The organism is Rhodococcus sp. W8901, assembly GCF_013348805.1.
GTDB lineage: Bacteria > Actinomycetota > Actinomycetes > Mycobacteriales > Mycobacteriaceae > Prescottella.
The window spans coordinates 4,839,191-4,851,803 of sequence record NZ_CP054690.1 but is presented as its reverse complement, the minus strand read 5'-3'; the positions used below and the strand labels follow the sequence as shown (position 1 = coordinate 4,851,803).

Below are 12,613 nucleotides of genomic sequence, written 5' to 3'. Positions count from 1 at the left end.
GTCTCCGTTGTGATTTCGAATGGTGGTCAGATCATCGCGCGCAGCGGACCCTGCGGGTCGACGCCCAGACCGCTCAGCGTCGCCGCGTGGTACACCGTGCCCGGCACGTGGATCGCGTGGTGCAGGCCGGCGTGCGCGTCACGCCAGAAGCGCTGCATCGGCTTGTCCATGCGCAGGGCATTGCCGCCGCAGCGGGCGTACACCGCGTCGATGGCCTGGACGGCCTGCCAGGCGGCGTTGACCTGGGTCTCGCGGCCGAGGGCGCGCTGCTCGAACGTCGGCGTCTTGCCGGCATCGACCAGGTCCCACATGCGATCGACGTTGGCCAGCAGCGAATCCCGGGCCGACTGCAGCTTCGCGGTGGCCTCGCCGATGGCGAACATCGAGTACGGGTCGTCCTTGACGGCGGTGCCCTGCGGGTTGATCCGCTCACGCTGGTACTCGTTGGCGTGGTGCAGCAGGCCTTCGCAGATGCCGATCGTGGCCGAGGTGATGCCCAGCGGGAACATGTTGGACCACGGCATCAGGTACAGCGTCTCGGTGCGCCCGTACTTGCGGACCGCGGTGCCGTCGATGACCTCGTCGCAGTCCATGACCCGGTAGTCCGGCACGAAGGCGTCCTTGACGACGACGTCCTTCGAACCCGTGCCGCGCAGGCCCACGACGTCCCACGAGTCCTCGATGATCTCGTAGTCGCTGCGCGGAATGATGACGTGGAGCATGCGGGGCGGCATCTCCATGCTGCCGTCCGGGTTGCACGCCATCGCGCCGAGGAAGGCCCAGTCGCAGTGGTCGGTTCCGGAGGAGAACGACCACTTGCCGGCGAACTTGTAGCCGCCGTCGACCGGGATACACATGCCGCCCGGCATGTAGGGCGACGCCATCCAGGTGTCCTGGTCGTTGCCCCAGACCTCCTGCTGCACCTTGGGGTCGGCGAACGCGAGCTGCCACGGGTGCACGCCGACGATGCCGTGGACCCAGCCCGCGGACGGGTTCAGCGACGCCATCCGCATCACGGTCTCGGCGAACTCGCGCGGGTGGACCTCGAGGCCGCCGTGCTCCTTGGGCTGGAGCATCCGGATGGACCCGGCGTCCTTCATCCGCTTGGCGGTGGCGTCGGCGACCTTGCCGATCCGCTCCGCCTCGATGCCCTCGACGAAGATGTCGTCGGCGGCTGCCTCGATGCGGGCCAGGACTTCGTAACTCATGTGTATTTCCTCTTCGAGTCGGGGTGTTCTATGAAGCGGAGACTAGGAGGTCGGGGCCGAGTTCTCGGCCTTTTTCGCGATGTTCTCCGCGACTTCCTGCTGCCAGCTCACGACCGCCCGGGTGGTGTCGATCTCGAACTCGAAGCGCTTGGTCATGTCGTCGGTGATGTCCTCGACGTCGACGTAGAACTGCTGGTACCAGCGGCGCAGCTGGTAGACCGGGCCGTCCTCCTCGGACAGCAGCGGGTTGTCGATGGGCGCCTTGTTCTTCCAGATCTCGACGTCCTGCTCGAAGCCCATCTCGACGCCCTCGGCGAACTTCGCGGCCATGTCGGCGGCGTCCTCGTCCGACAGTCCCGGGAGCTTCTTGACGATCGCGCCGTACTGCAGCACGAACTCGTTGTTGCTCACCGGGTAGTGGCAGTTGATGAGGACCGTCTCGATCGTCTGACCGTTGGCGTCGGACTCGAGCCAGTCGATCATGTACGACGGGCCGAAGTACGTGGCCTCCGAGCGCAGTTCGGCGTTCGGGTCGTCGTAGTTGGTACCGCTCACGATGTCCTCGCGGCCCGTGGACTTCATGAACTGCGTCGCGGTGTGGCCCTCGAAGACGTTCTTGAAGTAGCGCGGGAACGAGTAGTGGATGTAGAAGAAGTGCGCCATGTCGACGACGTTGTCCACGATCTCGCGGCAGTGCGAACCCTTGATGCGCAGGGTCTTCCAGCTCCAGTCGGTCCACTCGTCGGATCCGTACCCCGCGATGTCCGGGATGGTCACGTCGGCCGGCGGCTTGTTGCCCTGCGGATCGTTCCAGACGTAGAGCTGGCCGTTCTTCTCGAGCGTCGTCCACGCGCGGGTCTTCGCGAGCGGGGGCACGCGCCGGGCGTAGGGAATGTCGGTGCACTTGCCGTTTCCGCCCCAGCGCCAGTCGTGGAACGGACAGGCGATCGAGTCGCCCTTGATCTCGCCCTGGCTCAGGTCACCGCCCATGTGGCGGCAGTACGCGTCGAGGACCTTCAGATCGCCCTTGCTGTCGGCGAACACGACGAGCTTGGTACCGAATGCCTCGATGGGGTGCGGCTTGCCGTCCTTGAAGTCCCGGGTGAGACCGATGCAGTGCCAGCCGCGCGCGAAGCGGGTGGGCGCTGCCGCGGCCTCGATCTCGCGGATCTCGTCGGTGTCGGTCGTCGAGCCGTTGGTGGGCGCCGTGTCGAGTGACATGTGTTCCTCCGTGCCGTCAGGGGGCTGTCCTGTGATGCGCCTCATAGAACTCGGCGGCGTGTCGCGCGGGAAGGGGTTCTCCCGCTGGATGGAACACCCCGGAGGTCGTGGTATAGCGGCAGGTCGGAGCGGTCGTCGTGCGGTTTCGACGGCGGCGGCACCGGGTCGGTCGGGTCCTCCCACCACGCGGGAGGACTACTGCCGGGTCGCCGGATCGGCTGGCTAGCGTCGCCTCACGGTGAAAGGAATGATCATGATGCGGATGGCCGGTAAGACGGTGCTCGTCACGGGCGCCGGCAAGGGGATGGGGCGCGTGCACGCGGTCCGCCTGGCCGAGGAGGGGGCCGACATCGTCGCGCTCGACCTGCCCGGACGCGAGTCGGAGACGGACCTCGCCGAGACCGCGCGCCTGGTCGAGCAACAGGGCCGACGCGTCGTCACCGGCACCGCCGACATCCGGGACTTCGACGCGCTCACCGCCGCGGTGCGGGCCGGTGCGCGCGAACTCGGACCGCTCGACGTCGTCGTCGCGAACGCCGGCATCAGCGACAACCCCGGCCCGTCGTGGGAGATCGACGACGCCGTGTGGAACCGGTCCATCGACGTCAACGTGACCGGCACGTGGCACACCGTCAAGGCCGGTGTCGCGGAGATGGATCCGTCCGGTGGTTCGGTGGTCATCGTCAGTTCGACGGCCGCGATCAAGGCGGTGCCCGGCGCGTCGCACTACTCCGCGGCCAAGCACGCGATCACCGGTCTGGCCAAGACCCTCGCGAACGAACTCGGTCCGAGAGCGATCCGCGTCAACACCGTTCATCCCGGTGCCGTCGCCACCGCGATGACCCTCAATCCCGCGACGTTCGCGCGGCTGCGGCCCGATCTCGAGAATCCCACCGCCGACGACGTCGCCGAGGTGCTGGCCACCAAGATGCTGCTGCCGGTGCCGTGGGTGGAGTCGATCGACGTGAGCAACGCGGTGCTGTTCCTGGCATCGGACGAATCCCGGTACGTCACGGGCCTGCAGATGGTCATCGACGCCGGCCAGACCCAGAAGGTGGCGTGATGAGCGGACGTCTCGAAGGCAGGGTCGCGCTGATCACCGGCGCGGCGCGGGGCATGGGCCGGGCCCAGGCGGTGCGGTTCGCGCAGGAGGGTGCCGACATCATCGCCGTCGACGTGTGCGCGCCCGTCGAACATTCGACCACGCCCGGTGCGTCGCCCGAGGATCTGGCAGAGACGGTCCGGCTGGTGGAGTCGCTCGGCCGCAAGATCTGTGCGTTCGAGGCCGACGTGCGTGACCAGCAGGCGCTCTCGGCCGCGGTCGACGCCGGTGTGGAGGCACTCGGACGCCTCGACGTCATCTGCGCGACCGCCGGGATCAGCTCGTCCAGTGCGGCCGTCGAGATGGGCTCCGAGCGCTGGCAGACGATGCTGGATGTCAACCTCACCGGCGTGTGGCACACGTGCAAGGCCGGCATCCCACACGTCATCGACGGTGGCCGCGGCGGCTCGATCGTGCTGATCAGCTCCATCGCGGGCCTGCGCGGCCTGGTGAGCGTCGGGCACTACACCGCGGCCAAGCACGGCGTCGTCGGGCTGATGAAGTCGCTCGCGAACGAGCTTGCGCCGCACAGTGTGCGGGTCAACACGATCCACCCGGCGAACACGCGGACCCCGATGATCCAGAACCCGTCCACGATGCGGACGTTCTGCCCGGGCGTCGAGGAACCGACGCAGGAGCAGTTCGAGGCGGGAACGCAGTCGATGCACCTGCTGCCGGTTGCGATGATCGAGCCCGAGGACATCGCCAACGCGAGTCTGTTCCTCGCGTCCGACGAGGCCCGCTACATCACCGGTGTCACACTGCCCGTCGACGCCGGCCACTGCGTCAAGTAGAACCGCGGAAAGCAGGGACAGCACCATGCGATTCGAAGAACTGAGGGGCGGCACCGCCGTCGTGACCGGCGCCGGCAGCGGCATCGGGGAGAGCGCGGCCCGGTACGCCGCGTCGCTCGGCATGAACGTGGTCCTCGCCGACATCTCGGCCGAGCGCATCGACGCGGTCGCCGGCGACCTGCGCGCCGACGGTCACGCGGTGCTCGCGGTACCCACCGACGTTCGGGACGCGGCCGCCGTGGATGTCCTCGCCGACGCCGCATACGACGAGTTCGGTTCGGTGACAGTGCTGCTGAACAATGCCGGACTCGAGTCGCTGGGTTTCACGTGGGAGGTGCCTGCCGACGAGTGGCAGCGCGTGATCGACGTGAATCTCAACGGGGTCTTCCACGGCATCCGCTCGTTCGTGCCGCGGATGGGCGCCGATCCGCGGCCGTCGCACATCGTCAACACCTGCTCGGTGGGCGGCATCGCGATCACCCCGCGGATGACGGCGTACGCGGCGACGAAGCACGGTGTGCAGGCGCTCACCGAGTGCGTCTACCTCGAATGCGCGGAGGCGTTCCCACAGATCCGGGTGTCGGTGTTCAGTCCGGGGCAGGTCGCGACGCGGATCTTCGAGGACGCCCCGGTGCACGACGCGACCGCGGCGGACGCCGGCTTCTGGCGTGACCAGATCCGGGAGGGGATGACCCCGGACGAGGCCGCGAAACTACTGTTCGACGGGATCGCGCGGGACGAGTTCTGGATCCTCACGCACCCCGACGCGTTCGAACGGCTCGCGTCCAAGCGCGCCCGGGTGCTGAGCGAGAAACTGCGGCCCGACGCGCTGTTCGACGGCCGGAACTGACCGATCCTCTCGGTGTAACAGGTTCCAGTTCTGCGCAAATCCGGTTATCGTGTCGGTGACCCGGACCACACTGGCCGACCGTGGCGCGACCGGCGCTCGCAGCGCCGTGTCCGTGTCCGCGTCCGCGCGCGTAGAAGGAACACACATGACCGACGAGTTCACCGACGTTCTCCACCGCCCCCGCTTCCTGGCGGACCTGCTCATCACCGCGCTGGATCGCAACGCCGACCGGCCGGCGCTCTACCTCGGCGACGTCGTGCTGACCGGCGGCCAGATGCGCGACCAGATCAGCTGTTTCATCCAGGCGCTCGAGTCCCTCGGCATCGGCAAGGGCTCCACCGTCGCGATGCTGTCGAAGAACCGCCCCGAGGTCCTCATCAGCGTCGGCGCGCAGATGATCCAGGGCTGCCGCAACACCGCGCTGGCGCCGATGGGCTCGGTCGACGACCACAGCTACATCTTGGGCGACGCCGAGATCGAGACCCTGATCTTCGACCCGACCGCGTTCGAGGGCCGTGCGGCCGACCTGAAGGCCGCGGTGCCGTCGCTGAAGAATCTGTTCTCCCTCGGGCCGTCCGAGGTGGGCGTCGACGTGCTCGCGCTGGCGGCGATGTTCACGCCGGAACCGCTGGTGGCCGCGGACGTCGACGGCGACGATCCGTCGAGCATGGTCTACACGGGCGGCACCACCGGCAAGCCGAAGGGCGTGGTCAACACCTTCCGATCGGGTGTGACGCTGCCGCAGATCCAGATGGCGGAGTGGCAGTTCCCCGACGAGATGCGGTTCCTGGCATGCACCCCGCTCTCGCACGCGGGCATGGCTTTCTTCGTGCCGACGCTGATGCGCGGCGGTTCGCTCGTGGTGCTGCCGGCGTTCGAGCCGGGTGCGGTGCTCGAGGCGATCGAGAAGTACAAGATCACCTCGACGATGCTGGTGCCCACCATGATCTACATGCTGCTCGACCATCCGGACCTGAAGACCCGCGACGTCTCCAGTCTGGAGACGCTGTTCTACGGCGCCGCCGCGATGTCTCCGACCCGGCTCCAGGAGGGCATCGCCAAGCTCGGCCCGATCTTCTTCCAGTACTTCGGCCAGAGCGAGTGCGGCATGACGATCACCGTCATGCGCAAGGAGGAGCACGACCCGGAGAACATCGAGCGGCTCGCGTCGTGCGGGCGCCCCGTGCCGTGGCTCGACGTGCGCCTGCTCGACGACGACCTCGACGAGGTGCCGCGCGGTGAACTCGGCGAGATCTGCGTTCGTGGACCCTTGGTGATGAAGGAGTACTGGAAGAAGCCGGACGAGACCGCCGAGGCGCTGCGCGGTGGCTGGCTGCACACTGGCGACATCGCCCGCGCCGACAAGGACGGATTCCTGTTCATCGTCGATCGCAAGAAGGACATGATCGTCACGGGTGGGTTCAACGTCTTCCCGCGCGAGATCGAGGACGTCATCTCGGGGCACCCGGCCGTCGCGAGCGTCGCGGTCGTCGGAGTGCCCGACGAGAAGTGGGGTGAGGCCGTCAAGGCATGCGTCGTGCTGCGTGACGGCCAAACGGTGGAGGCGGCCGAGTTGGCCGAACGAGTCCGCGCCGCAAAGGGTTCGGTGCACGCACCCAAGTCGGTCGACTTCGTCGACGCGCTGCCGCTCACCCCGCTCGGCAAGCTTGACAAGAAGGCCCTGCGCGCGCAGTTCTGGGCAGGGGCCGCGCGCTCGGTGTGACAAGAACGCCCGGCCGACGAGAATCCGTCGGCCGGGCGTTTCCGTGTCGGTGTTCGTCGGTCAGCTACCGGCCACCGCGCCGAAGATCTTGCCGAAGTCGATGCCGTTGATCACGTCGCTGACGGACCCGGTCGGATTGGTCAGCGACCCGAACATCGAGGTACTGGCCGTGCTGACCGAGCCGAGGCCGGCGGAATCCAGGCTGCCGTTCGCCGACTCGACCGGGTTCTTGGCCCGCACCTTCACGCAGGCGCCGGTCGTCGGCCATTCCTGACTGGTGCTCCAGCCGAGGGGCTTGGCCTGCACGCCGCTGACCAGTTCGCTACCGGCCTGGGCGTCGTCGGCGACGCGGTAGGTCATTTCGAGGACCGCGTAGTTGCCGCCGGTCATGTCCCAGCCGCTGCCGCTCTCCCAGTACAGATTCTTTGCGGGGTCGTTGTTCAGGTGGGTGGCGCCCCACTTCTGGCCTCCGGCCAGGTACCAGACGTTCAGCTTGGAGCTGTCCAGCGTCAGTGCCGGGTCGTGGAACTGCCCGATTTCCTTGAGCATCCAGATTCCGCTGCCGCGGCTCACCTTGGTCTGGTAAGTGACGGTGCCGCCGGGTGCGACCTCGGCCTTGTCGGCGGTCTGCTCGACGACGATGCCGTCACTGTTGAAGTTCTTGGTCGGCTGGCAGGCGGACTCCTGGGCAGCGGCGGTTCCGGCGCCGAGAGAGACGGTCATGCCGGTGGCGATCATGGCGGCACTGGCGCCGGCGGCGGCAACTCGTCGTAGCGTCGTACGGTTCACGGAAGAGCTCCATTCGGTCGGAAGTGGTGTCGGCTACTGCAGCCATCAGGACGCGTACCGCACCGCATCACCTGGAGCCGTACCCCCGAACGCGTCCTCGCTGACTATATGGACGCCCGTCCAGACCTGCAGGAGATTCGTTCATTTCATGCCCGGCGGACCCGACGAACTGCTAGTCGAGCGGGTCGAACCGGATGGCGTCGGCGGGGGTTCCGGTGGCGATCAACCGATCCCGGGTGGTTCGCACCATGGCAGGGGAACCGCACACGAGGACCTGGTGGTCGACGAACGCGCCATGCGCCGCGACGACGTCGCCGAGCGTGCCCTCGAGCAGGTGGTCGTCGCCGAAGCCGGCCAGCGCACTGTCGCCCACGTGGTCGCGGATGCGCTCGTACCAATCGTCGGGGGCGCCGGGGTCGGTCACGTCCTCGACGACGGGAATCGTGGTGAGCCACGGCAACTGCTGCGTGAGCAGCCAGAGCATGTCCGACGCGTACAGGTCCGCGACCGTCCGCCCGCCCACGAACAGATACACCTGAGGCGGGTTCGGCACCTGCACCAGGTCGAGAATGATCGAGCGCAGCGGGGCGAGGCCGGTGCCGCCGCCGACCATGACGACCGTCGGTCCCTCCTCGTCGACCGTGAGATCACCGCGCGGAGCGGAGATCTGCCACTGATCGCCGGGGCGTGTGTCCTCGACGATGCTGCGGCTCACCCAGCCGCCGGGGACGGTGCGGACGTGGAACTCGAGCTTGCCGTCGAGCGACGGCGGCAGCGCGGGGGAGAGGCGCCGGGGCAGGCGCGGATGCCCCGGCACGCTCACATCCACGTACTGGCCGGCGCGGAACGGCACGGCCTCACCGATCAGGCGCACCACCGCGACATCGCGGCGCAGGCGGTGGTGTTCGACGACGGTCGCGGTCCAGGAATCCTGCTGTTGCATACGACCATTGTTCCCGGTGATCGGGTCCGCCGCTGCTATCGCGCCGCGCCGAACGTGCTACCGGCCCAATCCGCGAACGACGTCCACCCCACGTCCGGGAACCTGGAATGCAGCCGCTCGAGGTCGACCCGGTAGCCGGGGCCGCGGCCATGGTGTCGGGAGTGGGTGCGTCACTTGCCAGTTCGATCCGCTCGCCGGCGAAGCGCTCGGGGGAGAGCAGGACGTGGGCCGCGAACGCCCCGAGATCCCTGCGATCGAGTTGTTGCAGTGGGCGATCCCGCGGCAGCGGCAGGTCGAGCACGCCCTCCGTGCGGATCCGATCGGCGCCGCCGAGTGCATTGTCGAAGAAGTACGTCGGCCCCAGGATCGTGTGGGCGAGCCCGCTGGACGTCAGCTCGGCCTCGATGACGGCCTTGCTCTCGAAGTGCGGAACACCGCTGTGCTGGTCGGCGCCGGCCACCGAGCTGAACACCAGGTGCGGTACCCGGGCCCGACCGGCGGCCGCGACGATCGTGCGGCCCTGGGTGATCTCCTCCTCGACCCCGCCCTCGAACGGCGTCGTCATGGCGAAGACGGCCGCCACGTCGCGCATGGCCGCCGCCAACGACTCTCCGTCGTCCAGCGATCCGGTGACGATGTCGGCGCCCCGGTCGGCGAGGGATCGTGCCCCGGCCGACGTCGGGTTGCGCACCAGGGCACGCACCGGCGCGCCCCGGTCGAGGAGGGCCGTGCTGACCGCTCGCCCCTGTCCGCCCGTGGCGGCGAGAACCAGTATCGGATGGGTGGCCATCGGATCTCCTCCGGTCGGTGACACGGGGTGCTTCCCGCCGCGAGCGTACCCCCGGAAACGGCGTGGACACGACGGACCGGGGCCGTGTCCGGGCGAAGCGCCCGAACACGGCCCCGGTGGGTGTCAGTACGAGTAGAAGAAGCCGCGGTCTCGGCGGACCGCAGATGGATGCCGGCGGCGCGTGCAGTGGCTGGATCGTCATGGCGTCTCCTCGATCACGCGGCGGGATTGCCGTACTGGCCGTTGAGCAGCTTGCTCGGCGGCACGAACCGGTACCCGTCGTCGGCCAGGTTGGGCGCGTGCGATTCCGGCGAGTAGTGGTAGCGCGGGAGGAACGCCGTTCGCGCGTTGTCGAGAACTTCCTGGGTCTCGAGCGCCTCGGCGAGCTTCTGCGGATCTGCGGCGGAGCCGACCTTGTCGGCCGCGGCCGCAACGAGCCCGAACGGGTCGTAGTTGTCGGCGAGGATGAGCGTCGAAGGAATCGACCCCATCGATGCCATCGACGACACCATCGTGTTCACCGTCGTGTCCGCGGCGTCGTAGACGGTGCTCGGGAACACCTGCATCACCAGGTTGGAGGCGGCCCGCGTGCCCAGAGCCCCGTCCGGCGCGGGCCTCGCGATCAGGGCAGTGCCGGAGACCGAGGTGTTGCCGATCAACGGGATGTTCCAGTCCAGTCGCTCGAGGCTCGTGAGCAGGTAACCCAGTGGCGCGCCGTACGCGTCGATGACCAGCGCCTGCGTGCCCTTGTTCTTCAGCGCCTGCAACTGGGCGGTCATGTCCAGTGCGGCCACGTCGTACTCCTCGGTGGCCGACATGCTGACGCCCTCGTCGGAGAGGGCGGAGTCCATCGCCTTACCGAATGCCTCACCGTAGGCGCTGCTTCCGTGGATGACACCCACCTGCTGGTAGCCCTTGCTCTTCGCGTACCGGGCGAGGGAGACGGCGTACTCGGTGGGTGAGGGCGACAGGTCGAAGTTGAGGGGGAACTCGCTCGGATCGGACGAGTTGTCGGTGGGGCCGACGTTGAACGACAGGATCTTGTTCTGTTTCAGGATCGGCAGCGTCGCCGCCGAGACCGTGGACGGGCCCGAGTTGAGGTAGAGGTCCGGCTTCTTGCCGGAGTTCACCGCGTCGCGCAGGTTGGACACCGCCTTGGTGGCGTCACCGCCGTCGTCGACGACGGTGAGTTCCACCGTGCGCCCGGCGATTCCGCCGTTCTTGTTGACCTCCTCGACGCCGGCCTTCGCGGCCAGGATCGAGGTCTGGGCATTCGCCGCCAACGAACCCTGGCCACTGATCGCCCCGGTGACCAGGACACGGTAGGGGCCGCTGTCCGAGGCGTCCTCTCCAGACGCCGAGCCGGAGCAGCCGGCGACGGCGACGGCGGAGGCCGCCAGTGCCGCGATGAACGCAGAATGCCGAATCTTCATGCAGGATCCCTCCGAATGGGCACGGCCGATGCCAGGCGATTGCCTGGGCGCGCTGACGCTAAGGGTGTGACGTGGATTACGTCAATAGCCTGTTCCGCCTCTAGGAAGTGGAGAAAGCTTTGTGAGGCAACATTATTGGATGCATGTGAGCGTGCAGGAGCGGGCCGGAACCCGGTGTCGGGTCCGGCTCGTGCTCGTTGGGATCGACGCTAGAGCGGGTGCGGCGCAGCGCCTACGGAGTCTCCCGCTGACTGGTCGGTTTTCTCGGCGCAGGCGGATTCAGGTTCCCGGGCGTATGCCGGTGGTGACGCGATGGTTGTGGAGTGCCTGCGGCCACGATCGTCGTCAACCATGTTGCGATCACCCAGCCGGACGTCGTGTCGGACGAGTCGGGGTCGGTGTTGTCGACCGGTGGCATCGGTGGGAGGTCGTCCATGCCTCGACTGTGCCCCGTCAGCGCAGTGGGTCGTGGGAGATCGACGACGCCGGTGTGCCGGTCCGCTGTAGCGCGTATGCGGTGGTCTTCACCATCGCCGGGGAACCGCAGATCTGCACCTGCCGGTCGGCCCAGGTTCCGAACTGCCCCACCACTCGGCCCAGCGGGCCGAGCAGGCGCTGGTGCATTCCCGGCGGCGGTTCGGGGCTGGGGTACGGGTGCCACCAGGGGTTCTCGTCTTCCTCGGTGACGGGCACGACCGTGAGCCAAGGGTTGCTCAGCGACAGGTGCCACAGCGTCTCGATGTCGTACAGGTCGCACGGGTACGTGCCGCCGACGAACAGGTGCACCCGCGGGTTGATGCCGCGATGGGCCATGTCCATGATCTGTGCGCGCAGCGGCGCGAGTCCGGTGCCGCCGGCGATCATCAGGACGTCCTGGCCGGAGTCGCGGTCCACGTGCAGACCGCCGAGCGGGGAACTGAGCTGCCAGCGGTCGCCGACCGCGGTCTCGTTGACCATCGCGGGGCTCACCCAACCGCCGGACACGCGCCGGACGTGGAACTCGAGCTGGCCGAACGGGTTGGTGGGCATCGCCGGCGACAGGTATCGCCACATCTGGGGCCGCTGCGGGATCTGGACGCTGAGGTACTGCCCGGCGGAGTAGGGGATCGGGGAGTCGGACTCGAGCCGGATGATCGCGAGGTCCCGCAGCACCCGCTCGTGGCTGACGACGGTCGCCTCCCACAGCGCGGGGAAGTCGTCGGCGTCGGCGGCATCGGACATCGTGGTGGTGATCAGGGCGATCAGCTCGCGCCACGCGGCATCGCTGTGCGGGCCCCACGGCCCGTCGGAGTCGGCGTCGCGCATCGCGTCGAGCAGTGCGTTGCCGGCGGCCGCGTAGTGCTCGCGCTGCACCCCGTACTTGCGATGATCGCGGCCCAGCTGCGCGAGGAACGGCAGCAGTCGGTCGGTGTCGTCGAGCCCGCGGACGATGAACTCGACCGCCGCGACGAGCTTGACCCGCTGGCCGTCCATCCCGGCCGGGAACAGCGAGCGGCTCTGCGGGATGCGGCCGAAGAACTGGGTGTAGAAGGTGTGGGCGAAGCGGTCGCGGGTGTCGGTAGACGAGGTGACGGCCGCAAATTGTGCACGAATGAGACTGATCTCGGCCGGTTCCACGTCGTCCTCCCTTGCATGCGGATCGGCTCCGACCGCAGTCGAGGATCGGAGCCGGTTACCAGTGTGCACCGCCGACGAGACCGTCCGGTTGTGGGCCTCGCCTAACCCGGGTGAGAATTCCCGAAGAATTCCGAAGTTGAGCG

The 12,613-nt window shown here is 68.1% G+C and carries 10 protein-coding genes and 1 pseudogene; 4 read left to right on the top strand and 7 right to left on the bottom strand.

Going from position 1 to position 12,613, the window contains the following annotated elements:
• Nucleotides 1-26: 26 nt before the first annotated feature.
• Together HUN07_RS22770 and HUN07_RS22765 are read right to left on the bottom strand one after the other, a co-directional pair.
• Nucleotides 27-1,208, bottom strand: a complete 1,182-nt coding sequence (locus HUN07_RS22770) for a hydroxylase (protein WP_114721560.1) — start codon at nucleotides 1,206-1,208, stop codon at nucleotides 27-29.
• 42 nt (nucleotides 1,209-1,250) lie between these two features.
• Nucleotides 1,251-2,429: a Rieske 2Fe-2S domain-containing protein gene (locus HUN07_RS22765; RefSeq protein ID WP_174913047.1), complete on the bottom strand. Its 1,179-nt coding sequence runs from the start codon at nucleotides 2,427-2,429 to the stop codon at nucleotides 1,251-1,253.
• Nucleotides 2,430-2,682: 253 nt separating this feature from the next.
• On the opposite strand from HUN07_RS22765, the gene HUN07_RS22760 reads away from it, so the two are divergent.
• The 4 genes from HUN07_RS22760 to HUN07_RS22745 all read left to right on the top strand — a co-directional run bounded on the left by HUN07_RS22760 (nucleotide 2,683) and on the right by HUN07_RS22745 (nucleotide 6,898).
• On the top strand, nucleotides 2,683-3,492 hold the full coding sequence (locus HUN07_RS22760; RefSeq protein ID WP_174914968.1) for a mycofactocin-coupled SDR family oxidoreductase: 810 nt from the start codon (nucleotides 2,683-2,685) through the stop codon (nucleotides 3,490-3,492).
• Nucleotides 3,492-4,325 (top strand): mycofactocin-coupled SDR family oxidoreductase, encoded by an 834-nt coding sequence (locus HUN07_RS22755; protein ID WP_174913044.1) that lies wholly within the window; start codon nucleotides 3,492-3,494, stop codon nucleotides 4,323-4,325. The genes HUN07_RS22760 and HUN07_RS22755 overlap by 1 nt, the downstream gene beginning before the upstream one ends.
• A 25-nt stretch (nucleotides 4,326-4,350) precedes the next feature.
• Nucleotides 4,351-5,175 (top strand): SDR family NAD(P)-dependent oxidoreductase, encoded by an 825-nt coding sequence (locus tag HUN07_RS22750; protein WP_174913041.1) that lies wholly within the window; start codon nucleotides 4,351-4,353, stop codon nucleotides 5,173-5,175.
• 145 nt (nucleotides 5,176-5,320) lie between these two features.
• The gene (locus HUN07_RS22745; RefSeq protein ID WP_174913038.1) at nucleotides 5,321-6,898 is read left to right on the top strand and encodes an AMP-binding protein; all 1,578 of its coding nucleotides are present in this window, start codon (nucleotides 5,321-5,323) and stop codon (nucleotides 6,896-6,898) included.
• A gap of 60 nt (nucleotides 6,899-6,958) precedes the next feature.
• Here the strand turns inward: HUN07_RS22745 and HUN07_RS22740 are convergent, their stop codons facing one another.
• From HUN07_RS22740 to HUN07_RS22720, 5 genes and pseudogenes are all read right to left on the bottom strand, one after another.
• Nucleotides 6,959-7,687 (bottom strand): hypothetical protein, encoded by a 729-nt coding sequence (locus HUN07_RS22740; RefSeq protein WP_174913035.1) that lies wholly within the window; start codon nucleotides 7,685-7,687, stop codon nucleotides 6,959-6,961.
• 172 nt (nucleotides 7,688-7,859) lie between these two features.
• Nucleotides 7,860-8,630 (bottom strand): FAD-binding oxidoreductase, encoded by a 771-nt coding sequence (locus tag HUN07_RS22735; RefSeq protein WP_114721568.1) that lies wholly within the window; start codon nucleotides 8,628-8,630, stop codon nucleotides 7,860-7,862.
• A gap of 35 nt (nucleotides 8,631-8,665) precedes the next feature.
• Nucleotides 8,666-9,420, bottom strand: a pseudogene (locus HUN07_RS22730) (NmrA/HSCARG family protein).
• A 215-nt stretch (nucleotides 9,421-9,635) separates the two neighbouring features.
• On the bottom strand, nucleotides 9,636-10,853 hold the full coding sequence (locus tag HUN07_RS22725; RefSeq protein ID WP_174913032.1) for an ABC transporter substrate-binding protein: 1,218 nt from the start codon (nucleotides 10,851-10,853) through the stop codon (nucleotides 9,636-9,638).
• 453 nt (nucleotides 10,854-11,306) lie between these two features.
• Entirely contained in the window at nucleotides 11,307-12,470 is a 1,164-nt protein-coding gene (locus HUN07_RS22720; protein ID WP_174913029.1) for an FAD-binding oxidoreductase, read from the bottom strand.
• Nucleotides 12,471-12,613 lie beyond the last annotated feature (143 nt).

What these genes read in the sequence shown, in the direction of transcription:
- HUN07_RS22770 (WP_114721560.1), bottom strand. Translation starts at nt 1,208, where the DNA reads ATGAGTTACGAAGTCCTGGCCCGCATCGAGGCAGCCGCCGACGACATC.
- HUN07_RS22765 (WP_174913047.1), bottom strand. Translation starts at nt 2,429, where the DNA reads ATGTCACTCGACACGGCGCCCACCAACGGCTCGACGACCGACACCGAC.
- HUN07_RS22760 (WP_174914968.1), top strand. Translation starts at nt 2,683, where the DNA reads ATGATGCGGATGGCCGGTAAGACGGTGCTCGTCACGGGCGCCGGCAAG.
- HUN07_RS22755 (WP_174913044.1), top strand. Translation starts at nt 3,492, where the DNA reads ATGAGCGGACGTCTCGAAGGCAGGGTCGCGCTGATCACCGGCGCGGCG.
- HUN07_RS22750 (WP_174913041.1), top strand. Translation starts at nt 4,351, where the DNA reads ATGCGATTCGAAGAACTGAGGGGCGGCACCGCCGTCGTGACCGGCGCC.
- HUN07_RS22745 (WP_174913038.1), top strand. Translation starts at nt 5,321, where the DNA reads ATGACCGACGAGTTCACCGACGTTCTCCACCGCCCCCGCTTCCTGGCG.
- HUN07_RS22735 (WP_114721568.1), bottom strand. Translation starts at nt 8,630, where the DNA reads ATGCAACAGCAGGATTCCTGGACCGCGACCGTCGTCGAACACCACCGC.
- HUN07_RS22725 (WP_174913032.1), bottom strand. Translation starts at nt 10,853, where the DNA reads ATGAAGATTCGGCATTCTGCGTTCATCGCGGCACTGGCGGCCTCCGCC.